This is a genomic window from Acidocella sp. MX-AZ03 (genome assembly GCF_027626035.1).
Taxonomy (GTDB): Bacteria; Pseudomonadota; Alphaproteobacteria; order Acetobacterales; family Acetobacteraceae; genus Acidocella; species Acidocella facilis.
Window position 1 is genome coordinate 2,010,801 of sequence record NZ_CP110774.1, and the last position, 23,477, is coordinate 2,034,277.

Here is a 23,477-nt window from a genome sequence, read left to right on the forward strand (position 1 = left end):
ACACCGCCGTGGGGGCCTTACAGAAAATACGATTCCGGCGAATTAGACGCGACGGCGCTTACGCGGGCGGCAGCCATTATGCGGAATCGGGGTCAGGTCGCGGATCGCGGAAATCTGGAACCCGACAGCCTGCAGCGCGCGCAGCGCGCTCTCGCGTCCCGAACCCGGGCCGCTGACCTCGATCTCGAGCATCTCCATGCCATGCTCGCGCGCCTTGCGCCCGGCATCCTCAGCGGCGACCTGCGCCGCGTACGGGGTGGATTTGCGGCTGCCCTTGAAGCCCTGCGCGCCGGCGGACGACCAGGCGATGGTGTTGCCCTGCGCGTCGGTGATGTTCACGAAGGTGTTGTTGAAGCTTGCGAGCACATGAGCAACACCAGAGATGATGTTCTTGCGCTCTTTCTTGCGGGGACGGGTGGAGGCGGTCTTCGCCATATCTGTCGAATCCTATGTCTACGGAGGTGTTTAGCGAGTGGCTTTCTTCTTGCCGGCGATCGCCACGGCTTTACCCTTGCGGGTACGGGCGTTGGTATGGGTGCGCTGACCACGGACCGGCAGGCCCTTACGGTGACGCAGACCACGATAGCAACCCAAATCCATCAGACGCTTGATATTCATCGCCGTCTCACGGCGCAGATCGCCCTCAACGCGGTAATCGCGGTCGATCACTTCACGCAGGCGCATGATCTCATCGTCGGAAAGCTGGTTGACGCGGCGCTCAGCCGGGATTTCCAGGGCAGAGCAGATCTCCTGCGCCTTGGCCGGGCCGATGCCATAAATGTAACGAAGGCTGATCACGACACGCTTATTCGTGGGAATGTTTACGCCGGCAATACGCGCCACGGGGTTTCTCCTGAGGTCATAACAAGTAGCGGCGCCCCACCCGGAAGCGCCGCGAAAGCGGGTTATAGCGTCCGCCAATTCAGAGTCAACGACATTCGATCAAATTTTCGTGATCGAACGTCTAAATCCACGCCGGCCTGACCCAGACCGGCGCAGTTGGAGAGGAATCAGGCGGCTACGACGCCGACGCCACGCAGGACTGCTTCAATCTCAGCTTCGACATCAGCCATCTCAGCCATGCCGTCGACCGAATGAAGCCGGCCCTTCTCCTTATAATAAGGAAGAATAGGCGCGGTCTGCGCGTTATAGGCTTCCAGCCGCGCCTTTACGGTCTCCGCCTTGTCGTCCGGGCGCCGGGTAAACTCCGTACCGCCACAGACATCGCAAACACCGGCGGCCTTCGGCTGCTTGAAGCTATCGTGATAGCCCTCACCGCATTTTGCGCAGGTGAAGCGGCCCGAGATCCGGTCAACGAGAATCGCTTCGTCGACCTTCAACTCCACGACGGCATCCAGCTCGATCCCGCGTTCGCCGAGCATTTTGTCCAAAGCCTCGGCTTGTGGAACCGTGCGTGGGAACCCGTCCAGGATGAAGCCCTTGGCGCAGTCGGGTTTGCTGATCCGCTCACCGATCATCCGAACCAGAATATCGTCGGACACCAGCTTGCCGGCATCCATGACGCTCTTCGCTTCCAGACCGATCGGGCTGCCCGCCTTCACTTCAGCCCGGAGCATATCACCGGTTGAGATCTGCGCGACGCCATAACGCGTTTCCAGAAGCTTTGACTGTGTCCCCTTGCCTGCCCCTGGCGGCCCCAGCAAAATCAACTTCACCTGTTTCTCTCCTTACTTGCGGGCCTTACCGCGCCCCTTGCGAAGCAGCCCCTGATATTGATGAGCAAGCAGATGAGACTGGATTTGCGTCATCGTGTCCATTGTAACCGAGACAATGATCAGAAGGGAGGTACCACCAAAATAGAACGGTAGAGCGTAATGGCTCATCGCAAAATCAGGCAACAGACAGACGATGACCAAATAGGCCGCGCCGATCGCGGTCAGACGGGTCAGCACCGTATCGAAATATTTGGCCGTATTCGTGCCCGGCCGGATGCCGGGAATAAAGGCGCCGTTCTTCTTGAGATTATCCGCCGTCTCCTCCGGATTGAACGCAATCGCCGCCCAGACAAAGGAAAACGCAATGATAAGCCCCGCAAAAAGCAGCAAATAGAGCGGTTGTCCGCGCGAGAGCAGGTGCGCAATCGTCTGCAGCCAGACCGGACCACCAGCCGAAAACCCGACCAGCGTCGCCGGAATCACCAGCAGGGACGATGCGAAGATCGGCGGCATAACGCCGGAGGCATTCACCTTCAACGGCATATAATTGGCTTCGCCGCCAAACACTTTCTGCCCCATCTGGCGCTTGGGATGCTGTACCAAAATGCGACGCTGCGCGCGCTCCATGAACACGACAAAGCCGATGATGATCAGCGCCGCGATAAAAATAAAGATGATGAAGAAGGTGGACAGCGCGCCGGTGGAGCCGAGTTCAAGAATATTCGCCACGGCAATGGGCATATTCGCGACAATCCCGGAAAAGATGATCAGGCTGGAGCCATTGCCGATGCCGCGCGAGGTGATCTGCTCCCCGAGCCACATGACGAAGACGGTGCCACCGACCAGGGTGACCACCGCTGTGAACACAAAGAACGGACCTGGATCGATCACAGCGGCGCCGCTGGCGCCATGGACGCGCTCAAGGCTGACGGCGATGCCGTATGCCTGGGCCGCCGCGATCAGCACCGTCAGATAGCGCGTATATTGCGTAATCCGCTGGCGCCCGGAATCGCCCTCTTTCTTCATCGCTTCAAGTGCCGGGATCGTCGAGCTCAACAGCTGAATGATGATCGACGCGCTGATATAGGGAAGGATATTCAGGGCGAAGATGGTCATACGCCCCAGCGCACCGCCGGTGAACATGTTGAACATGCCCAGGAGGCCGTTGCCGTTCTGGCTCATCAGCTGCGCCATCACCGCGCCGTCGACACCTGGCAGGGGAACATAGGTCCCCAGGCGGAAAATGATCAGCGCACCTAGTGTAAACCAGATACGTTTCTTAAGATCTGTCGCCTTGCCGAACGCACTCAGGTTCATGCTCGCGGCCATCTGTTCTGCGGCGGATGCCATATCAATCCCTTATCCAACAAAAACGGCGCTTGCCGGGTGCTTTGCACAACAGCAAGCGCCGTTCATTCAGCGCAAATTCGCCGGTTTTCCCGGCAGAGGCAAGCCCTTAAGCGGCGGGCTCTTCCACCTTGCCACCCAGCGTCGTCACCTTGCCGCCAGCCTGCTCAACGGCCGCAACGGCCGCAGCGGAGGCGCCGGAGACCTCGAGGGTCACGGCCTTCGACAAGGAGCCGCGCGCCAACAGGCGCACGCCATCAGCCTTGTTCAGGCGGACCACGCCGGCTTCCGCCAGCTTGGCCTCGGTGATGGTCTCACCAGCGTTCAGCTTGCCGGCCTCGAGTGCTGCTTCCAGCGCATCCAGGTTCAGCGGCGCGAACACCTTGCGGTTCACGTTATGGAAGCCGCGCTTCGGCAGACGGCGATAGATCGGGAGCTGACCACCCTCAAAGCCATTGAGGGACACGCCCTCACGCGCCTTCTGACCCTTGACACCCTTACCGGAGGTCTTGCCTTTGCCAGAGCCGATACCACGGCCGAGGCGCTTGGACTTGAGACGGGCGCCGGGATTGTCCCGGATTTCGTTCAGTTTCATCGTTGCGATTCCTTACGGCTCAGCCCTGCTCTTCGACTTTGAGCAGATGCTTCACCTTGTTCACCATTCCCAGAACTTCCGGGGTGGCGTTCAGCTCAACGGTACGGCCGATCTTGTTCAGACCGAGACCGACCAGGGTGGCCTGCTGGCCGGGCTTGCGCCCGAAGCCAGAACCCAGCTGGGTGATGCGGATCTTCTTCTCAGACATCGGCGCTCTCCACCTGCTTCTCGGCCGTGCCGAACAGCTCAGCCACTTTCTTGCCACGACGATTGGCAACCTGGCGCGGGCTGGTGGTGTTCTGCAGCGCCGCGAAGGTCGCCTTCACCATGTTGTGCGGGTTACGCGAACCCAGCGACTTGGCGACCACGTCGGCGATGCCCAGCGTCTCGAAGACAGCGCGCAGCGGGCCGCCGGCGATGATGCCGGTACCGGCCGGAGCCGTACGCAGCACAACTTCACCAGCCCCAAACACGCCCTGAACATCGTGATGCAGGGTGCGGCCTTCCTTCATCGGAACGCGGATCATGGTCTTCTTGGCGCGCTCGGTCGCCTTGCGGATCGCCTCGGGCACCTCGCGGGCCTTACCGGCGCCGTAGCCGACGCGCCCCTTCTGGTCACCAACCACAACCAGAGCAGCGAAAGCGAAACGACGGCCGCCCTTCACCACTTTGGCAACGCGGTTGATCGTTACCAGCTTGTCGACGAACTCATCACCGGCCTCGCGGTCACGATCATTGTTGCGATCGCGGTCCCGGCGCTGGCCACCTTCACGTGCTTCACGTGCCATGTGCAAACCCTCTTAGAAGTCGAGGCCGCCCTCGCGGGCCGCCTCTGCCAGGGCTTTGACCCGGCCATGATACAGATAAGAACCGCGGTCGAAGACGACCTGGGTCACACCGGCTTCCTTGGAGCGCTCGGCGATCAGCTTGCCAACGGCGGCGGCGGCATCTTTGTCCGCGCCGGTCTTCAGGCTGGTCTTGAGATCCTTGTCCAGGCTCGAAGCGGCAGCAAGGGTGCGACCCTGCGCGTCGTCGATGATCTGGGCATAGATATGCTTGCCGGAGCGGAACACCGACAGGCGCGGGCGCCCGCCGGACTTCTGCCGGAGCTGATAGCGAAGGCGCGCCCGGCGGCGGGCCTGCAGGTCCAGATTGCTCGACATTATTTCTTCTTACCCTCTTTGCGGCGGATGGCCTCGCCCTCAAACTTGACGCCCTTGCCTTTATACGGCTCGGGCGGACGCCATGCGCGCAGCTCAGCGCAAACCTGGCCAACCTGGCGCTTATCGACGCCCTCGACCTTGATCGAGGTCGGCTTCTCGCAGGTCACCTTGATCCCCTCGGGATCGGGTAGGTGACATCGTGCGAGAACCCAAGATTCACCACCAGGTTCTTGCCCTGCACCGCAGCGCGGTAACCGGTGCCGGTGATTTCCAGGGTCTTGGAGTAGCCCTGGGAAACGCCCTTCACCATGTTCGCGATGTTGGCACGGGTGGTGCCCCACATCATACGCGCCTGGGCTTCCTTGGTTTTCGGCTCAACCGAAACCTTGTTGCCGTCAACCGAGACATTGACCAGATCGGTCAGGGCCAAGGTCTGCTCACCGAGCTTGCCTTTGGCGGTGACGACATTGCCGGAGAGGGCAACGGTCACGCCGGCGGGGATCTCAACGGGATATTTACCAACACGAGACATCTTGGCGCTCCCTTAGAACACGCGGCAGAGCACTTCGCCGCCAACATTGGCAGCGCGGGCTTCCACATCGCTCATCACGCCACGCGGCGTGGACAGGATGGAGACACCGAGGCCATTATAGACGCGCGGCAGCTCCTTGATCTTGGAGTACACGCGGCGGCCCGGACGGGACACGCGGGAGATCTCCTTGATCACCGGTTGGCCTTCATTATACTTCAGCTCGATGCGCAGCTGCGCCACACCGGTGCGCACTTCCTCACGGGAATAGCCACGGATGAAGCCTTCGCGCTTCAGAACTTCAAGCACATTGGCGCGCAGGTTGGACGCCGGCGCAATGCAAGAGGTCATCCGCGCATGCTGCGCATTGCGGATGCGGGTGAGCATATCACCCAAAGGATCGGACATAGACATACTGGATTGCCCTTCCTTACCAGCTGGCCTTGACGACGCCGGGGATCTGCCCGGTGCTCGCCAGGTCGCGGAAGGCGACACGGCAGAGCTTGAACTTGCGGTAGTTACCACGCGCGCGGCCGGTCAGCTCGCAGCGCAGGCGAACCCGCACTTTGGCGCCGTTGCGCGGCAGCTGCGCGAGCTTGAGGCTCGCCTCAAAACGGTCTTCCACGGGCAACGTACGATCCATGATCGTCGCCTTCAGCGCGTCGCGCTTGCCCGCATCACGGGCCGCCATGCGCTCGCGCTTGGCATTCCGGTTGACCTGCGATGTCTTCGCCATTCTCTAAAACCCCTCCGGAACCTGCTGGAACGCCCAGCCGTTTTCCAAATAACTTGCCAAACCCGCCCGCTTACTTAGCGAACGGGAGGTTGAAGCCCTTGAGCAGTGCCTTCGCTTCCGCGTCGGTCTTTGCACTGGTCACGAAGCAAATGTCCATACCCCGGATCGCATCGACCTTATCGTACACGATTTCAGGGAAGATAATTTGCTCTTTCAGACCCAGCGTAAAGTTGCCACGGCCATCGAAACCCTTGTTTGCCGGGAGACCGCGGAAGTCGCGGACGCGCGGCAGGGCGATGGTGACCAGACGGTCAAGGAACTCATACATGCGGTCAGCACGCAGGGTCACCTTGGCGCCGATCGGCAAGCCAGCACGGATCTTGAAGCCGGCGATCGCCTTCTTCGCCACCGTCTTCACCGGCTTCTGGCCAGCGATGAGGGTCAGCTCGGCAACGGCCGCATCCAGCTTCTTCTGGTCGCCGGCGGCTTCGCCGACGCCCATGTTGATCACGATCTTTTCCAGCGTCGGGATCTGCATCTCGTTCGCGTAGTTGAACTCTTTCTTTAGCTCGGCGCGAACAACCTCACGATAGTGAGCCTTCAGACGCGGGAGAGTATTGGTTTCGCTCATTGCGGCCTCCTTCAGCCGTCAATCGCGTTGCCGCTCTTGCGAGCGACACGGACTTTGCGGCCATCGTCCAGCACGCGGAAGCCGACCTTGGTCGGCTTGTCGGTGGCGGGGTCGATCAGCGCCAGGTTCGAGACATGCACGGCGGCCTCGCGAGCGACAATGCCGCCCTCCTGGCCCATGCGGTTCGGCTTGGTGTGGTGCTTGGCAATCGCCACGCCCTGCACAACCGCTTTGTTCGCGGTCGGGTTGACGCTCAGCACCTCACCGGTCTGGCCCTTGGAGGAACCAGAGATGACGAGAACCTTGTCACCCTTCTTGATACGCGCGGCCATAATTACAGCACCTCCGGCGCCAGGCTGATAATCTTCATGAACTTCTTGGCGCGCAGCTCACGAACCACCGGCCCGAAGATACGGGTACCGATCGGCTCCTGCTGCTTGTTCAGCAGCACGGCGGCGTTGCGGTCGAAGCGGATGACGCTGCCATCCGCGCGGCGCACCGGGAAGGCGGTCCGAACGACAACGGCCTGATGGACGTCACCCTTCTTCACCTTGCCACGGGGGATCGCATCCTTGACGGACACCACGATCACATCGCCAACGGACGCGGTCTTGCGCTTGGAGCCGCCGAGCACCTTGATGCACTGCACGCGCTTGGCGCCGGAGTTGTCGGCAACATCGAGATTGGATTCAACGATAATCATGTCTCAAATCCTCTCAGCCAGCCGGCGTTTCGGACAGCGCCGCGCCATTACGCTCGGTCACCACCCAGGTCTTGCGACGGCTGATCGGCGCGCACTCTTCAATGCGAACCAGGTCACCTTCCACGCAGACATTGTTCTCGTCATGCGCCGCGTACTTCTTGGAGCGACGGATGAATTTCTTATACAGCGGATGCATGATGCGGCGCTCGACAAGCACGGTAATCGTCTTGTCCATCTTGTCGCTCACGACCCGCCCGGTCAGAACACGTTTCGGCATGGTACCCTCTTAACCCTTCTCGGCGGTGCGGGCGCGTTCCGCGAGAATCGTCTTAACGCGCGCGATGTCGCGGCGCACGGTGCGCACGCGGCTGGTGTTTTCCTGCTGCCCGGTGGCGCGCTGGAAACGCAGATTGAACTGCTCCTTGCGCAGATCCACCAACAGCGCCTTCAGCTCGTCCGGGGACTTAGCCCGAATGTCAGATGCAGTGGTCATAACTCTTACGCCTCGCCGATACGGGTGACGAACTTGGTGCGGATCGGCAGCTTCGCGGCACCCAGCGACAGGGCTTCACGAGCCAGCTGCTCGGGCACACCGTCAATCTCAAACACAATACGGCCGGGCTGAACGCGCGCGACCCAGTATTCCGGGCTACCCTTACCGGAGCCCATACGCACTTCGGCCGGCTTCGTGGAGACCGGCAGGTCCGGGAAGATGCGGATCCACACGCGGCCAGCACGCTTCATGGAGCGGGTGATGGCACGACGGGCGGCTTCGATCTGACGGGCCGTAATACGCTCGGGCTCCAGCGCCTTCAGGCCAAACGCGCCGAAATTCAGCTGCGTGTTGCCCTTGGCGTTGCCGTGGATGCGGCCTTTGTGCGCCTTGCGGAACTTGGTACGCTTAGGAGACATCATGGCTTCAAATTCCTCTTAGCGCTGCGGGGCCTGTTCGGCCGCGCGCTTGTCCTGCGCGAGCGGATCCTGAACCAGGATCTCACCCTTGAAGATCCAAACCTTAACGCCGCAGGTGCCGTAGGTGGTCATCGCCGTGGCGGTGCCGTAATCAAGGTCGGCACGCAGCGTGTGCAGCGGCACGCGGCCTTCACGGTACCACTCGACGCGGGCGATCTCAGCGCCGCCGAGACGGCCGGAGCAGGTGATCTTGATGCCCTGGGCGCCCAGACGCATCGCGGACTGCACAGCGCGCTTCATGGCGCGGCGGAAGGCCACGCGGCGCTCCAGCTGCTGAGCGATATTCTCAGCCACCAGCGTCGCATCGATCTCCGGCTTGCGGATCTCCATGATGTTCAGCGCGACATCGGTTTTCGCCATGCTGGACAGTTCCTTGCGGAGGCTGTCAATGTCCTGGCCCTTCTTGCCGATGACGACACCGGGGCGGGCAGCGTAGATGGTCACGCGCGGCTTCTTGGCCGGACGCTCGATCACCACGCGGGACACGCCCGCCTGCTGCAGCTTGCCACGCAGATGGCTGCGCAACTTCAGATCGTCGTGCAGCAGCTTGGCGTAGTCCTTGTCGGCGTACCAGCGGCTGTCCCAGGTGCGGGTGATGCCGAGGCGCAGGCCGATCGGATTAATCTTGTGACCCATATTACGCGGCCTCCCCAGCGGATTTCTCGGCGGACTTGGCGGTCTTCTTGCCGAAGCCCGGGCGGGCGTCGCGGCTGGCCTTCTCGGCCGCCTCACGCTCCTCAACAACGATCTTCAGATGGCTGAACCATTTCTCGACCATCGCGGAACGGCCACGGCCACGCGCATGGAAGCGGCGCATCACGATGCCGCGGCCAACCTCGGCGGTGGACACGAACAGCTTGTCCACGTCCAGCTGATGATTGTTCTCGGCGTTGGCGATGGCGCTTTCCAGCAGCTTCTTCACCGCCTTGGCGATGCGACGCTTGGAGAAGGTCAGGTCGGCCAGAGCGCGCTGAGCCGGCAGATTGCGGATGGAGGCCGCAACCAGGTTCAGCTTACGCGGGCTAACGCGGATGTTGCGGGCAATCGCCTCAGCCTGATTATCGGCCAGCGACCGCACTGCTTTGGGTTTGCTCATGATTAGCCCCGCTTCGCTTTCTTATCCGCCGCGTGCCCCGGGAAGGTGCGCGTGGGGAGAACTCACCGAACTTGTGGCCGACCATGTTCTCGGTGACCTGCACGGGCAGGAATTTCCGCCCGTTATAGACACCGAAGGTCAGGCCGACAAACTGCGGCAGAATGGTGGAACGGCGCGACCAGATCTTGATGATCTCGTTGCGGCCGGAGGCGCGGGACGCCTCGGCCTTGCCAAGGAGGTATCCGTCGACGAACGGACCTTTCCAAACAGAACGTGACATCGCTTAGCCCTTCCCGCCCTTCGCCCGGCGGATGATGAGATTGTCGGTGCGCTTGTTGGAGCGCGTCTTGTAACCCTTGGTCGGCTTGCCCCACGGGGTAACCGGATGACGGCCACCGGAGGTACGGCCTTCACCACCACCGTGCGGGTGATCGACCGGGTTCATGACCACACCACGGTTATGCGGCTTGCGGCCCAGCCAACGCGAGCGACCGGCCTTGCCGATCTGCTGGTTGGAATGGTCAGCGTTGGACACCGCCCCCACGGTCGCCATGCACTCGGCGCGCACGATACGCAGCTCGCCGGAACCCAGCTTGATCTGCGCGTAGCCCTGATCCTTACCGACCAGCTGCGCGAAGGTGCCGGCCGAACGAACCAGCTTGCCGCCGGCGCCAACCTTGAGCTCAATATTGTGGATGATGGTACCCACCGGCATCGCGGAGAGCGGCATCGCATTGCCCGGCTTGATATCAGCGCGCGCGCCGGCGATGACATTGTCACCGACCTTGAGACGCTGCGGCGCCAGAATGTAAGCCAGCTCGCCATCTTCGTACTTGATCAGCGCGATGAAGGCGGTGCGGTTCGGGTCATATTCCAGACGCTCGACGGTCGCGGCCACATCGAACTTGCGGCGCTTGAAGTCCACAATACGATAAGACTGCTTATGTCCACCGCCGCGGAAACGGCTGGTGATGCGGCCATGGTTGTTACGGCCACCAGTCGAGTGCTGACCTTCGGTCAGCCCCTTCACGGGCTTGCCCTTCCACAGCTCGCTGCGGTCGATCAGCACTGTGCCGCGAAGGCTCGCCGTGACCGGATTAAAATGCTTCAATGCCATTGTTCAAAAACCTCAGGCGAGACCGGTGGTGAAATCGATGCTCTCACCCTCGGCAAGAGTCACGAACGCCTTCTTCACATCAGAGCGCTGACCGGGACGGCCCTTGAACCGCTTGGTCTTGCCCTTGGTGATCAGCGTATTGACGTTGGTCACCTTCACCTTGAACAGCGCTTCGACCGCAGCCTTGATCTCAGGCTTGGTCGCATCTGCCGCAACCTTGAAGACGAACTGGTTCTTCTCGGAAAGCAGCGTCGCCTTCTCGGTGATGTGCGGCGCACGCACGATTTCGTACATGCGCTCGTCGGAAATTTTCACAGTGCCGGTCATGCCAGGCGCTCCTTCAAACCCTCGACAGCGGCCTTGGTGACCACCAGAACGTCATGCTGCATAATGTCATAGACATTCGCGCCGACGACCGGAAGCACATCCAGCCCCTTCACGTTGCGGGAGGCGCGGCCGAACTTCTCTTCAACAGCGGCATCCACGATCAAGGCGGACTTCCAGCCAAAATTCGCAACCTTGGCGGCAACGTCCTTGGTCTTGTCCAGAGCAGCGACGCCATCAAGCACCACCAGCTTGCCCTCGGCCGCCTTGGCGGAGAGAGCGGAGATCAGACCCAGACGACGAACTTTCTTGTTCAGCGAATAGCCATGATCACGCACAACCGGACCATGGACAGCGCCACCGGTACGGAACTGGGGCGCACGCAGAGAGCCCTGACGGGCGTTACCCGTGCCCTTCTGCTTATACGGCTTGCGGGTCGTGCCAGAAACCTCGCCCATACCCTTCACCTTGTGGGTGCCTGCGCGGCGCTTCGCCAACTGCCAGTGGATCACGCGGGCAATGATGTCCACGCGGGGCTCAGCAGCGAACAGCTCATCCGGCAGCTCAACGCTGCCCGCGGCCTTCGCATCAAAATCAACAACATCAAGCTTCATTGACTCAGCCCTTCAGACCGGCGGGATAGGCTGCATCTTCGGGACGCGCCTTCTTCACCGCATCGCGCACCATCACGTAGCCGCCCTTGGAACCGGGCACCGCGCCATGCAGCAAAACGAGATTACGCTCGACATCCACACCTTCGACCTTCAGGTTCAGGGTGGTGACGCGCTCCTGGCCGAGATGGCCAGCCATCTTCTTGTTCTTGAAGGTCTTGCCGGGATCCTGACGGTTACCGGTCGAGCCCAAGGAACGATGGCTGATCGAAACGCCGTGAGACGCTTCAAGACCGCGGAAGTTCCAGCGCTTCATACCACCGGCAAAGCCCTTACCTTTGGTGATACCGGCAACGTCGACAAACTGACCAACGGTGAAGTGAGCAGCGGACAACACAGCGCCAGGCTCCAGCGCGGCATCGTCAGCCACACGGAACTCAACCAGCTTCTGCGCCGGCTCAACCTTCGCCTTGGCGAAGTGGCCCTTCTGCGCCTTGCTCACATTCTTCGCCTTGGCCTTGCCAATGCCGAGCTGAACCGCGCTGTAGCCATCATTCTCAACGTTACGCGCCGCCACAACCCGCACCTCATCGAGATGCAGAACCGTGACCGGCACATGCGTGCCGTCTTCCTTGAACAGCCGGGTCATCCCCAGCTTTTTTGCGATCACACCGGTACGCATAATACCACCTAAGCTTAGATCTTAATTTCGACTTCGACGCCGGCGGCCAGGTCGAGCTTCATCAGCGCGTCCACGGTCTGCGGGGTCGGGTCAACGATATCCAGCAAGCGCCGGTGCGTCCGAATCTCGAACTGCTCGCGGCTCTTCTTATCGACGTGGGGGAACGGTTCACAGTGAACCGTTCGATATGGGTCGGCAAAGGAATCGGCCCCCGCACCTGCGCGCCCGTGCGCTTCGCCGTGTTCACGATGTCCTTGGTGCTGTTATCCAGCACGCGATGGTCATACGCCTTCAGGCGAATACGGATGTTTTGGTTGTCCATCTTAACTCGAACTCTTCAGATACTGGGGCCGATTGATTACTTGCTGATCTGGGCGACGACGCCCGAACCAACGGTGCGACCGCCTTCGCGGATCGCGAAACGCAGACCTTCGTCCATGGCGATCGGAGCGATCAGCTCAACGGCGATGGTCACGTTGTCGCCCGGCATCACCATTTCGGTGCCTTCCGGCAGCGTCACCACGCCGGTCACGTCCGTGGTACGGAAGTAGAACTGCGGGCGATAATTGGTGAAGAACGGGGTGTGACGGCCACCCTCTTCCTTGGTCAGGATGTAGGCCTGGCCAGAGAACTTGGTGTGCGGCGTGATGGAGCCCGGAGCCGCCAGAACCTGGCCGCGCTCGATGTCCTCACGCTTGGTGCCACGCAGCAGCGCGCCGATGTTGTCGCCAGCCTCGCCCTGATCGAGCAGCTTACGGAACATTTCCACGCCTGTCACGGTCGTCTTGGTGGTCGCACGGAGGCCGACGATCTCGACTTCCTCACCCACCTTGACCACACCGCGCTCAACGCGGCCGGTTGCCACGGTACCACGGCCGGAGATGGAGAACACGTCTTCCACCGGCATCAGGAAGGGCTTGTCGACAGCGCGCTCCGGCTGCGGAATGTAGGCGTCAACCTGAGCCATCAGCTCCAGAACGGCGTTCTTGCCGATTTCCGGGTTGGTGTCGTTCAGGGCGCAAACAGCCGAACCCTTCACGATGGGGATATCGTCGCCGGGGAAGCCGTAGTTGGAGAGCAGCTCGCGCACTTCCATCTCGACCAGCTCGACCAGATCGGGGTCAGCCAGATCCATCTTGTTCAGGAACACGACCAGAGCCGGCACGCCGACCTGACGGGCCAGCAGGATGTGCTCGCGGGTCTGCGGCATCGGGCCGTCAGCAGCGGAGCAAACCAGGATCGCGCCGTCCATCTGGGCGGCACCGGTGATCATGTTCTTCACATAGTCGGCGTGGCCGGGGCAATCGACATGCGCGTAGTGGCGGTTCTCGGTCTCATACTCCACGTGAGCGGTGGAGATGGTGATGCCGCGGGCGCGCTCTTCCGGCGCCTTGTCGATTTGATCGTAGGCGGTGAAGGTCGCGCCACCCTTCTCGGCCAACACCTTGGTGATGGCGGCGGTGAGGGAGGTCTTGCCATGGTCAACGTGGCCGATGGTGCCAATGTTAACGTGCGGCTTGTTGCGCTCAAATTTAGCTTTGGCCATTAAACTGCTCCGTGTGTGCAGGCTAAAAACTTGGAATGGTCAGAAGATTACCAGCGATAATGGCTGAAAGCCTTGTTGGCTTCGGCCATACGATGGGTGTCTTCACGCTTCTTGACCGCAGAGCCGCGATTATTCACCGCATCCTGCAGCTCGTTCGACAACCGCTCTTCCATCGTGTGCTCGCCGCGCTTGCGGGCAGAGTCGATGATCCAGCGGATCGCCAGCGCCTGACGGCGCTCGGCGCGAACCTCGACGGGGACCTGGTAGGTCGCACCGCCAACGCGGCGGGAGCGAACCTCGATCGCCGGCTTCACATTGTCCAGCGCCTCATGGAACAGGCGCACCGGGTCAGCGTTCGGCCCGCCGCGCTTCTTCAGCACGTCGAGGGCTCCATACACGATCCCTTCGGCAACGGACTTCTTGCCGTCATACATCAGCACGTTCATGAAACGGCTGATCACGATATCACCGAACTTGGCGTCCGGCAGAACTTCACGCTTCGTAGCGCGGCGGCGGCGGCTCATCTCAACCTCTCCTTACTTCGGACGCTTGGCGCCATAGAGCGAGCGACGCTTGCGACGCTTCGGCAGACCCTGCGTATCAAGAACGCCACGCAGAATGTGGTAGCGAACGCCCGGAAGATCTTTCACGCGGCCACCGCGGATCAGCACCACGGAGTGCTCCTGCAGGTTATGGCCTTCGCCAGGGATGTAGCTCACCACCTCGAACCCGTTGGTCAGGCGCACCTTGGCAACCTTACGAAGCGCGGAGTTCGGCTTCTTCGGGGTCGTCGTGTAGACGCGCGTGCAAACGCCACGCTTCTGGGGGCAGCCCTCAAGGGCCGGCACCTTGTTGCGCTTGGCTGCCGGCTCGCGGCCCTTGGCGATCAACTGGTTAATGGTCGGCATATCTCATCCTGCTACGTGTTCAAAACCCGAATTCCTTGGCGAGGAACGAATTGTCCACAAGAAATCACCGCAAGGGGTATGGAACCCACCCTTACGGGACTGCTTATCCAGCACACGGCCTAGGTGCTTATTTGCACGGCGCCGCACGCGCTAGACTTTTACAGACAACCCGGACCGGAAACCGGAACCGCGAGAGCGCTCTCCTTAGAAGCCGCTCCCCCCCAAGTCAAGCGATTCCATAGCGCCCTTTATCAAGAAAAACGCTGTATTCCGGAATCCTCATAGCTCATCGCCACGCAGTGAGGCTCTGCAGGCCAGAATCAAAACGGCACCCCGAAGGGTGCCGCTCAATATACCTATATTATAAGGCGAGTCGTTACTCGGCCGCCAGCTCCGGTTTGGTCGACCCGGAACGCCCCCCAACGGACTGGCGGTCGCGCCCAGCCGCGATCGCCCGCAACCGGTTCATCACGGAGCCGGTACCGGCCGGGATCAGTCGCCCGACGATGACGTTCTCCTTCAGGCCGGACAGCAGATCCATCTTGCCGGCGGTCGCAGCCTCTGTGAGGACGCGAGTCGTCTCCTGGAAGGAGGCGGCCGAGATGAAGCTCTGGGTCTGCAGGCTGGCCTTGGTTATGCCCTGGAGCACCGGCAGCCCCACGGCAGGGCGTTCGTCCGCCGCCAGCTTGGCGTTCTCCTGCTCGAACTCCACGCGATCCACCAGCTCGCCCACCAGGAAGGTGGTATCGCCAGGCTCGGAGATCTCGACCTTCTGCAGCATCTGGCGAACGATCACCTCGATATGCTTGTCGTTGATCTTCACGCCCTGCAGCCGGTAGACGTCCTGGATTTCGTTGACCAGGTAGTCGGACAGCGCCTCGACGCCCAGCACGCGCAGAATGTCGTGCGGCACGCGCGGACCATCGACCAGCGGGTCACCGAGGCGGACATAATCGCCCTCCTGAACGGAAACGTGCTTGCCCTTCGGAATCAGATACTCGGTCTCTTCACCGGTCTCGTCATTCTTCACAATGACGCGGCGCTTCGCCTTGTAATCCTTACCGAATTCCACCCGGCCATCAATTTCCGCGATAATCGCATGATCCTTCGGCCGCCGCGCCTCGAACAACTCAGCCACGCGCGGCAGACCACCGGTAATGTCGCGAGTCTTCGAACCCTCACGCGGAATACGCGCCAGCACGTCACCCGCCGCAACCATGGCACCGGATTCGATCGAGAGGATCGAGTCAGGCGACAGGAAGTAGCGCGCTTCGGTCCCGTTCGCGAGGCGCAGGATCTCACCGTTGGAGTCCTTCAGCAGCAAGCGGGGGCGCAGATCCGCGCCACGAGCCGACTGCTTATAGTCCACCACCACCTTGGAGGTCAGGCCGGTGACTTCGTCGGTCCGCTCCACCAACGTCACGCCCTCGATGAGATCGGCATATTCGACGATACCGGCACGCTCGGTAATGATCGGCAGGGTGTAGGGATCCCATTCGGCCAGCTTCTGCCCACGGGCCACATCCGCGCCTTCATCCACGAGGAGTCGCGCACCATAGGGCACACGGAAGCGGGCACGCTCGCGCTTGCCGGCATCGGTGAGGATGATTTCGCAGTTACGGCTCATCACCACCGGCACGCCGGCGGAGTTGGTGACAACCGCACGGTTGCGGATGACCACCGAGCCGTCATGGCTGGCTTCGACGTTGGACTGCTCAGCACCACGCTGTGCCGCACCACCGATATGGAAGGTACGCATGGTCAGCTGCGTGCCCGGCTCACCGATGGACTGCGCCGCGATGACACCCACCGCCTCGCCGACATTCACCGGCGTACCGCGGGCTAGGTCACGGCCATAGCACTTGGCGCAAACCGCGACCTTGGTGTCGCAAGTCAGCACGGAGCGGATCTTCACGATCTCAATACCGGACTTCTCGATCAGCTCGGCATGCGATTCTTCGATCAGCTCATTGCGGGCCACGATCACCTCATTGGTGTTCAGGTCCACAATATCCTCGGCCGCGGTACGGCCGAGAACGCGCTCGGAGAGTGACGCGACGATTTCACCGCCATCGCGTACCGCGCTAACGCTGAGGCCACGCTCGGTACCGCAATCATCCTCGACGATGATGCAATCCTGCGCCACGTCGACCAGGCGGCGGGTCAGGTAACCGGAGTTCGCGGTCTTCAACGCCGTATCCGCCAGGCCCTTACGGGCGCCGTGGGTGGAGTTGAAGTAATCGAGAACCGACAGACCTTCCTTGAAGTTCGCGATGATCGGCTGCTCGATGATCTCACCGGAGGGCTTGGCCATCAAACCGCGCATACCCGCAAGCTGAGACATCTGTGCCGCGGAGCCACGCGCACCGGAATGGCTCATCATCCAGACAGAGTTGGTCGGACGGCCGATCTCCTGCTTGGAAATCTCCTTCATCATCGCGCCGGCAACCAGGTCCTTACACTTCGACCAGGCGTCAACCACCTTGTTGTAGCGCTCGCCAGCGGTGATCAGACCATCCTGGTACTGCTGCTCATATTCGCGCACCTCGGCGATGGTCGTGGCCACCAACTCCTGCTTGGAGTCGGGGATGCGCATATCGTCCTTGCCGAACGAAATGCCCGCCTTCGCCGCGTGACGGAAGCCAAGCCCCATCAAACGATCGCAGAAAATGACGGCTTCCTTCTGGCCGCAGTGGCGGTACACAAGGTCGATCACGTCCTGCACATTCTTCTTGGTCAACATGCGGTTGACCACGGAGAAGTTCAGGTTGGCGTTCAGCGGCAGCAACTGGCCGATGAGCATACGGCCCGGAGTCGTCACCACGATAGAGGTCTTCACCTCGCCGTCCGCGTTCATGTTCTTCACGCGGGCGCGAATCTTGTCGTGCAGCTTAATGGCACCGGCGGTGAGCGCGAATTCGATCTCGCCGACAGTCCCGAAGGCCGACGCCTCCTCATCCTTCGCCTGAACGAATTCCGGCGTCTCAAGAGAGAGATAATACAGACCCAGCACGATATCCTGGCTCGGCACGATGATCGGCTTGCCGTTGGCGGGGCTGAGGATGTTGTTGGTGGACATCATCAGCACGCGGCCTTCCAGCTGCGCCTCGATGGAAAGCGGCACGTGCACGGCCATCTGGTCGCCGTCGAAATCCGCGTTGAAGGCGGTGCAGACCAGCGGGTGCAGCTGGATCGCCTTGCCTTCGATCAGGATCGGCTCGAAGGCCTGGATGCCCAGGCGGTGCAGGGTGGGCGCGCGGTTCAGCATCACGGGATGCTCGCGGATCACCTCTTCAAGGATATCCCAAACCTCGGGACGCTCCTTCTCCACCATCCGCTTCGCAGCCTTGATGGTGGTGGCCAGGCCGTATTTCTCCAGCTTGGCGTAGATGAAAGGCTTGAACAACTCCAGCGCCATCTTCTTCGGCAAGCCGCACTGATGCAGCTTGAGCTCCGGCCCCACGACGATGACCGAACGGCCGGAATAATCGACGCGCTTGCCGAGCAGGTTCTGACGGAAGCGGCCCTGCTTGCCTTTCAGCATATCAGAGAGCGACTTCAGCGGACGCTTGTTGGTGCCGGTGATGGCGCGGCCACGGCGGCCGTTATCGAACAGCGCATCCACCGATTCCTGCAGCATGCGCTTTTCGTTGCGCACGATGATGTCCGGAGCGCGCAGCTCCATCAGCCGCTTCAGACGGTTATTGCGGTTGATGACGCGGCGATACAGATCGTTCAAATCGGAGGTCGCGAAGCGGCCACCATCCAGCGGCACCAGCGGGCGCAGCTCGGGCGGGATGACCGGGATCACGTCCAGCACCATCCATTCCGGGTGGGTGCCGGATTCGAGGAAATTCTCGATCAGCTTCAGCCGCTTGACCAGCTTCTTGCGCTTGGTCTCGGAGGTGGTCTCCTTCAACTCGGAGCGCATTTGCGCCCGTGTCTCAGCCAAATCGATGCCAAGCAGAATGGACTTGATCGCTTCGGCGCCGATGCCGGCGCGGAACCCGTCCTCGCCGAACTCATCCTGCTTGTTGAACATCTCGTCCTCGGAGATGAGCTGGTGCAGCTTGAGGTCGGTCGTGCCCGGCTCCAGCACGATATAGGACTCGAAATACAGAACCTTCTCGACATCTTTCAGCGTCATGTCGAGCATGGTGGCGATGCGGGACGGCAGCGACTTCAGGAACCAGATATGGGCGACGGGCGAAGCCAGTTCGATATGGCCCATGCGCTCACGGCGCACCTTGGCCAGCGTGACCTCAACGCCGCACTTCTCGCAGATGATGCCACGGAACTTCATGCGCTTGTACTTGCCGCACAAGCATTCATAATCTTTGATCGGCCCGAAGATGCGCGCGCAGAACAGGCCGTCGCGCTCGGGCTTGAAGGTCCGGTAGTTGATCGTCTCCGGCTTCTTGATCTCGCCGTAAGACCAGCTGCGGATCTGCTCCGGAGAGGCAATCTGGATCTTGATCTGGTCGAAAGACGTCGTCTGACCAGCATTCCCAAGAATCTTCATCAAATCATTCATCACGCATCATCCTTATCTTGGCCTGGTATCCTGTAGTCGCTCTGGGAACGCCGGCCTTAAGAGGCCGACTGCTCCAGATCGACGTTCAGGCCCAAGGATTTCAGTTCCTTCAGCAGCACGTTGAAGCTCTCGGGGATACCAGCTTCGAAATTGTCCTGCTCGCGCACGATCGCCTCATAGACCTTGGTACGGCCGGAAACGTCGTCGGACTTCACCGTCAGCATTTCCTGCAGCGTGTAGGCGGCGCCGTAGGCTTCCAGCGCCCAGACTTCCATCTCACCGAAGCGCTGGCCACCGAACTGCGCCTTACCGCCCAGCGGCTGCTGGGTGACCAGCGAGTACGGGCCGATGGAGCGTGCATGGATCTTGTCGTCGACGAGATGGTGCAGCTTGAGCATATACATATACCCAACCGTCACCTTGCGCTCGAACGGCTCACCGGTACGGCCATCGATCAGCGTGCTCTGGCCGGAGATGTCGACACCGGCCTTGGCCAGCATCTCTTCGATGTCCGGAATACGGGCACCGTCGAACACCGGGGTCGCGATCGGCACGCCCTTGGTGACGTTGCGGGCCAGCTCGACCAGCGCATCATCATCGAGATCCTTGATCTGGCTCTCGAAGATTTCCTCGCCATAGGCCAGCTTCAGCCGGTCCAGCAGCTCAAGGCGCGCCTCACCGGTGCGGCGATACTCTTCCACCGCCTTGCCGATCTGCTTGCCGAGATTGGCACAGGCCCAACCCAGATGCACTTCCAGGATCTGCCCGACATTCATGCGCGAGGGCACGCCCAGCGGGTTCAGCACCAGATCGACCGGCGTGCCATCCTCCAGGAACGGCATGTCCTCGACCGGCACCACGCGCGAGACCACACCCTTGTTGCCGTGACGGCCGGCCATCTTGTCGCCCGGCTGCAGCTTGCGCTTCACCGCCACGAACACCTTGACCATCTTCATCACGCCGGGGAGCAGCTCGTCGCCGCGCTGAAGCTTCTCGACCTTGCTCTCGAAACGGTCCTGCAGCTTCTTCACGGCGGCGTCGAATTCGCGCTTCATCAGCTCGATATTCGCCATCACCGCATCGTCCTGCACGACCACGTTGCGCCAGGCGCCACGCGGCTGCTCGGACAGCAGCTCGGCGGTGATTTCCGTCCCCGCCTTGATACCCTTGAAGCCGGAGCCAGCAACCTGGCCGATCAGCGCCTCGCGCAGACGGTTCAGGAAGGAGCGCTCCTGGATGCCCTTTTCGTCGTCACGGTCCTTGGCCAGACGCTCGATCTCGGCGCGCTCGATCGCCAGCGCGCGCTCATCCTTATCCACGCCGCGGCGGTTGAACACACGCACATCGACGATAGTGCCGGAGGTGCCGGGCGGCAGACGCAGCGAGGTGTCACGCACATCGGAGGCCTTTTCGCCGAAGATGGCGCGCAGCAGCTTCTCTTCCGGGGTCATCGGGCTCTCGCCCTTCGGCGTCACCTTGCCGACCAGAATGTCGCCCGGGTGAACTTCCGCGCCGATATAGACGATACCGGCCTCGTCGAGGTTGCGCAAAGCTTCCTCGCCGACATTGGGAATGTCGCGGGTGATTTCTTCCTGCCCCAGCTTGGTGTCACGCGCCATCACCTCGAATTCCTCGATGTGGATGGAGGTGAACACGTCATCCTTGGCGATCCGCTCGGAGATCAGGATGGAGTCTTCGAAGTTATAGCCGTTCCAGGGCATGAAGGCGCACAGCGCGTTGCGGCCCAGCGCCAGCTCGCCCAGCTCCGTGGACGGGCCGTCGGCAATGATGTCGCCGGCAGACACGCGGTCACCGACCTTCACCAGCGGACGCTGATTGATGCAGGTGCTCTGGTTGGAGCGCATATATTTGCGCAGACGATAGATATCGACGCCCTGGGTCGCCCCGTCCTCGCCAGTGGCGCGCACGACGATACGTGCGCCATCGATCTGGTCGATGATACCCGCCCGCTTGGCCACGATGGTGGCGCCGGAATCGCGCGCCACAGCCGCTTCCATGCCGGTGCCGACGATCGGTGCGTCGGAGCGGATCAGCGGCACAGCCTGACGCTGCATGTTCGAGCCCATCAGCGCGCGGTTGGCGTCATCATTCTCAAGGAACGGGATCAGCGCGGCGGCCACGGAAACCAGCTGCTTCGGCGAGACGTCGATGGCGGTCACGTCTTCCGGCTTGACCATCAAGAAGTCGCCATTGCGGCGCACGGATACCAGATCGTCCTTGAGCTGCCCGTCCTCGGCCTTGTTGGCGTCGGCCTGGGCGACCACCAGCCGCTCCTCTTCCATGGCGGAGAGATATTTGAACTCCGGCTGCACCTTGCCGTCCGTCACCAGCTGGTAAGGGGTCTCGATGAAGCCGTATTTGTTCACCTTGGCGTAGGTGGCCAGCGAGTTGATCAGACCGATATTCGGGCCTTCCGGCGTCTCAATCGGGCAAATACGTCCATAATGGGTCGGGTGAACGTCGCGGACCTCGAAGCCAGCACGCTCGCGGGTCAGACCGCCCGGCCCAAGCGCGGAGAGGCGACGCTTATGCGTCACTTCGGAGAGCGGATTGGTCTGGTCCATGAACTGGCTGAGCTGGCTGGAGCCGAAGAACTCGCGCACCGCAGCCGCAGCCGGCTTGGCGTTGATGAGGTCGTGCGGCATCACGCTGTCAATATCGACGGAGCCCATACGCTCGCGGATGGCGCGCTCCATACGCAGCAGGCCGACGCGATACTGGTTCTCCATCAGCTCACCGACGGAGCGCACACGGCGGTTGCCGAGATTATCGATATCGTCGATCGCGCCGCGCCCATCCTTGAGCTCGTTCATGATCTTGATGGTGCGCAGAATATCGTCCTTGCGCAGGGTGCGCACGGTATCCGGCACATCGATGCCCAGACGCATATTCATCTTCACGCGGCCCACGGCCGAGAGATCATAGCGGTCGGAATCGAAGAACAGGCCCTTGAACAGCGCCTCAGCGGTCTCGGAGGTCGGCGGCTCGCCCGGGCGCATCACGCGGTAGATGTCGATCAGCGCGTCTTCACGGTTGGCGTTCTTGTCCGCCGCCAGCGTGTTGCGAATCCACGGGCCGTTCTGCTGGTCGATCGCCAGGGTCGGCAGCTCGTCAATGCCCTTATCCTCAAGCGCGGTCAGCTTCTGATCGGTCAGTTCTTCGCCGGCCTCACCAAAGATCTCGCCCGTATTCGGGTCATAGATGTCCTCGCCCAGGTAGCGGCCAACCAGGTCGGCGCGCGCCACCAGCACGTTCTTGGTCTTCTCGGCGATCTTGCGGACGGTACGCGCGGTCAACTTGTCCTCGACCTTGGCGACAACTTCGCCGGTCTGCGCGTCCACCAGATCTTCGATCAGCTTCAGGTTCCGGAAGGAATCCGCCTCGAACGGACGGGACCACTGGCCCTTCTGCTTCGAGAACACGACCTTGCCATAGAAGAAATTCAGGATCTCCTCAGAATCCATGCCCTTGATTTCGCCGATCTCGACGCTCTCGCCCTTGGCGGCGCGGGCCTCGATCAGCTGCTCGGTGGCGGCGGAGGGCAGCGCGTAGAGCAGCGTGGTGGCCGGCAGCTTACGCTTACGGTCGATGCGCACATAAATCAGATCCTTGGCGTCGAACTCGAAATCGAGCCAGGAGCCGCGATAGGGGATCACGCGGGCGGTGAAGAGATACTTGCCCGAGGAATGGGTCTTGCCGCGGTCATGGTCGAAGAACACGCCCGGCGAGCGGTGCATCTGAGAGACGATCACGCGCTCGGTACCGTTCACCACGAAGGTGCCGTTGTCCGTCATCAGCGGCATGTCGCCCATGTAAACAGGCTGCTCTTTGATGTCGCGAATGGAGCGCGCGCCGGTATCCTCGTCCAGATCCCACACGATCAGACGCAGGATCACCTTCAGCGGGGCGGCGTAGGTCATGCCGCGCTGGATGCACTCCTCGACATCATATTTCGGCTCTTCGAGCTCGTAATGCACGAACTCCAGGCGGCCGCGGCCGGCGAAATCGTCGATCGGGAAGACCGACTTGAAGACTTCCTGCAGGCCAGAGTTGGTCCGTGCGTCGGCCTTCACATTCATCTGCAGGAACGAATCATAGCTCGCACGCTGCACGTCGATGAGGTTTGGCATCGGCGCGACTTCAGGGATACGGCTGAAGCTCTTGCGAATGCGCTTGCGGCTGGTGAAAGACCCTTTGCCAAAACCATTGATCGCGTTCATCGCATCACCCTCGGTCAGATTGATCGTCTAAAAAAGCGTAGTCTTAAGAAACAGGTGGCAGGCGGC

General features: G+C 61.4%; 27 protein-coding genes and 3 pseudogenes. All 30 read right to left on the reverse strand.

The annotated features are described in order from the left end of the window. Positions 1-42: 42 nt before the first annotated feature. The 30 genes and pseudogenes from rpsK to rpoB all read right to left on the reverse strand — a co-directional run bounded on the left by rpsK (position 43) and on the right by rpoB (position 23,411). A complete protein-coding gene (gene rpsK, locus GT370_RS11130) occupies positions 43-435 on the reverse strand; it encodes a 30S ribosomal protein S11 (RefSeq protein WP_008494566.1) in 393 nt (130 codons plus the stop codon). A gap of 30 nt (positions 436-465) precedes the next feature. Beyond that, on the reverse strand, positions 466-843 hold the full coding sequence (gene rpsM, locus GT370_RS11135) for a 30S ribosomal protein S13 (RefSeq protein ID WP_008494565.1): 378 nt from the start codon (positions 841-843) through the stop codon (positions 466-468). A 167-nt stretch (positions 844-1,010) separates the two neighbouring features. Continuing rightward, complete coding sequence (locus GT370_RS11140; protein ID WP_008494564.1) at positions 1,011-1,676, reverse strand: adenylate kinase; 666 nt, start codon at positions 1,674-1,676, stop codon at positions 1,011-1,013. A gap of 12 nt (positions 1,677-1,688) precedes the next feature. Then, complete coding sequence (secY, locus tag GT370_RS11145; RefSeq protein WP_008494562.1) at positions 1,689-3,026, reverse strand: preprotein translocase subunit SecY; 1,338 nt, start codon at positions 3,024-3,026, stop codon at positions 1,689-1,691. A 106-nt stretch (positions 3,027-3,132) separates the two neighbouring features. Further along, positions 3,133-3,618 carry a 50S ribosomal protein L15 gene (rplO, locus tag GT370_RS11150; protein ID WP_008494561.1) on the reverse strand — a complete coding sequence of 162 codons (486 nt, stop codon included), beginning with the start codon at positions 3,616-3,618 and terminating at the stop codon, positions 3,133-3,135. 19 nt (positions 3,619-3,637) lie between these two features. Beyond that, entirely contained in the window at positions 3,638-3,826 is a 189-nt protein-coding gene (gene rpmD, locus GT370_RS11155) for a 50S ribosomal protein L30 (RefSeq protein WP_008494560.1), read from the reverse strand. Continuing rightward, positions 3,819-4,406, reverse strand: a complete 588-nt coding sequence (gene rpsE, locus GT370_RS11160; protein ID WP_008494559.1) for a 30S ribosomal protein S5 — start codon at positions 4,404-4,406, stop codon at positions 3,819-3,821. Before rpsE ends, rpmD begins: the two co-directional genes overlap by 8 nt. Positions 4,407-4,418: 12 nt before the next feature. Next, positions 4,419-4,781 carry a 50S ribosomal protein L18 gene (rplR, locus tag GT370_RS11165; RefSeq protein WP_008494558.1) on the reverse strand — a complete coding sequence of 121 codons (363 nt, stop codon included), beginning with the start codon at positions 4,779-4,781 and terminating at the stop codon, positions 4,419-4,421. Then, a pseudogene (gene rplF / locus GT370_RS11170) lies at positions 4,781-5,313 on the reverse strand (50S ribosomal protein L6). Before rplF ends, rplR begins: the two are co-directional and overlap by 1 nt. 12 nt (positions 5,314-5,325) lie before the next feature. Continuing rightward, entirely contained in the window at positions 5,326-5,724 is a 399-nt protein-coding gene (rpsH, locus tag GT370_RS11175) for a 30S ribosomal protein S8 (RefSeq protein WP_008494556.1), read from the reverse strand. A 16-nt stretch (positions 5,725-5,740) separates the two neighbouring features. Continuing rightward, positions 5,741-6,046 carry a 30S ribosomal protein S14 gene (rpsN, locus tag GT370_RS11180; protein WP_008494555.1) on the reverse strand — a complete coding sequence of 102 codons (306 nt, stop codon included), beginning with the start codon at positions 6,044-6,046 and terminating at the stop codon, positions 5,741-5,743. Positions 6,047-6,116: 70 nt separating this feature from the next. Then, positions 6,117-6,677 (reverse strand): 50S ribosomal protein L5, encoded by a 561-nt coding sequence (rplE, locus tag GT370_RS11185; RefSeq protein ID WP_008494554.1) that lies wholly within the window; start codon positions 6,675-6,677, stop codon positions 6,117-6,119. Between the two features lie 11 nt (positions 6,678-6,688). Then, the gene (gene rplX / locus GT370_RS11190) at positions 6,689-7,009 is read right to left on the reverse strand and encodes a 50S ribosomal protein L24 (RefSeq protein WP_008494553.1); all 321 of its coding nucleotides are present in this window, start codon (positions 7,007-7,009) and stop codon (positions 6,689-6,691) included. A 2-nt stretch (positions 7,010-7,011) separates the two neighbouring features. Then, positions 7,012-7,380 carry a 50S ribosomal protein L14 gene (gene rplN, locus GT370_RS11195; RefSeq protein WP_008494552.1) on the reverse strand — a complete coding sequence of 123 codons (369 nt, stop codon included), beginning with the start codon at positions 7,378-7,380 and terminating at the stop codon, positions 7,012-7,014. A gap of 13 nt (positions 7,381-7,393) precedes the next feature. Further along, positions 7,394-7,657, reverse strand: coding sequence for a 30S ribosomal protein S17 (gene rpsQ / locus GT370_RS11200; RefSeq protein ID WP_008494551.1), 264 nt, complete (start codon positions 7,655-7,657; stop codon positions 7,394-7,396). A gap of 9 nt (positions 7,658-7,666) precedes the next feature. Next, positions 7,667-7,873, reverse strand: coding sequence for a 50S ribosomal protein L29 (gene rpmC, locus GT370_RS11205; protein ID WP_008494550.1), 207 nt, complete (start codon positions 7,871-7,873; stop codon positions 7,667-7,669). A 5-nt stretch (positions 7,874-7,878) separates the two neighbouring features. Beyond that, complete coding sequence (gene rplP, locus GT370_RS11210; RefSeq protein WP_008494549.1) at positions 7,879-8,295, reverse strand: 50S ribosomal protein L16; 417 nt, start codon at positions 8,293-8,295, stop codon at positions 7,879-7,881. 15 nt (positions 8,296-8,310) lie between these two features. Next, complete coding sequence (gene rpsC, locus GT370_RS11215; RefSeq protein ID WP_008494548.1) at positions 8,311-8,988, reverse strand: 30S ribosomal protein S3; 678 nt, start codon at positions 8,986-8,988, stop codon at positions 8,311-8,313. 1 nt (position 8,989) lies between these two features. Continuing rightward, positions 8,990-9,448: a 50S ribosomal protein L22 gene (rplV, locus tag GT370_RS11220; RefSeq protein ID WP_008494547.1), complete on the reverse strand. Its 459-nt coding sequence runs from the start codon at positions 9,446-9,448 to the stop codon at positions 8,990-8,992. A 2-nt stretch (positions 9,449-9,450) separates the two neighbouring features. Continuing rightward, positions 9,451-9,728: pseudogene (rpsS, locus tag GT370_RS11225) on the reverse strand (30S ribosomal protein S19). 3 nt (positions 9,729-9,731) lie between these two features. Then, the gene (gene rplB / locus GT370_RS11230; RefSeq protein ID WP_008494545.1) at positions 9,732-10,565 is read right to left on the reverse strand and encodes a 50S ribosomal protein L2; all 834 of its coding nucleotides are present in this window, start codon (positions 10,563-10,565) and stop codon (positions 9,732-9,734) included. 12 nt (positions 10,566-10,577) lie between these two features. Then, positions 10,578-10,874, reverse strand: a complete 297-nt coding sequence (locus tag GT370_RS11235) for a 50S ribosomal protein L23 (protein ID WP_442865539.1) — start codon at positions 10,872-10,874, stop codon at positions 10,578-10,580. Positions 10,875-10,888: 14 nt separating this feature from the next. Then, positions 10,889-11,503, reverse strand: a complete 615-nt coding sequence (rplD, locus tag GT370_RS11240) for a 50S ribosomal protein L4 (RefSeq protein ID WP_008494543.1) — start codon at positions 11,501-11,503, stop codon at positions 10,889-10,891. 4 nt (positions 11,504-11,507) lie between these two features. Beyond that, a complete protein-coding gene (gene rplC, locus GT370_RS11245; RefSeq protein WP_008494542.1) occupies positions 11,508-12,182 on the reverse strand; it encodes a 50S ribosomal protein L3 in 675 nt (224 codons plus the stop codon). A 14-nt stretch (positions 12,183-12,196) separates the two neighbouring features. Then, positions 12,197-12,504: pseudogene (gene rpsJ / locus GT370_RS11250) on the reverse strand (30S ribosomal protein S10). Positions 12,505-12,540: 36 nt separating this feature from the next. Next, complete coding sequence (gene tuf, locus GT370_RS11255) at positions 12,541-13,728, reverse strand: elongation factor Tu (protein WP_008494540.1); 1,188 nt, start codon at positions 13,726-13,728, stop codon at positions 12,541-12,543. Positions 13,729-13,775: 47 nt separating this feature from the next. Beyond that, positions 13,776-14,252, reverse strand: a complete 477-nt coding sequence (rpsG, locus tag GT370_RS11260) for a 30S ribosomal protein S7 (RefSeq protein WP_008494539.1) — start codon at positions 14,250-14,252, stop codon at positions 13,776-13,778. A gap of 12 nt (positions 14,253-14,264) precedes the next feature. Beyond that, on the reverse strand, positions 14,265-14,636 hold the full coding sequence (gene rpsL, locus GT370_RS11265) for a 30S ribosomal protein S12 (protein ID WP_008494538.1): 372 nt from the start codon (positions 14,634-14,636) through the stop codon (positions 14,265-14,267). A 376-nt stretch (positions 14,637-15,012) separates the two neighbouring features. Then, positions 15,013-19,170, reverse strand: coding sequence for a DNA-directed RNA polymerase subunit beta' (rpoC, locus tag GT370_RS11270; protein WP_008494536.1), 4,158 nt, complete (start codon positions 19,168-19,170; stop codon positions 15,013-15,015). 56 nt (positions 19,171-19,226) lie between these two features. After that, complete coding sequence (gene rpoB / locus GT370_RS11275; RefSeq protein WP_008494535.1) at positions 19,227-23,411, reverse strand: DNA-directed RNA polymerase subunit beta; 4,185 nt, start codon at positions 23,409-23,411, stop codon at positions 19,227-19,229. Between the last annotated feature and the right edge of the window lie 66 nt (positions 23,412-23,477).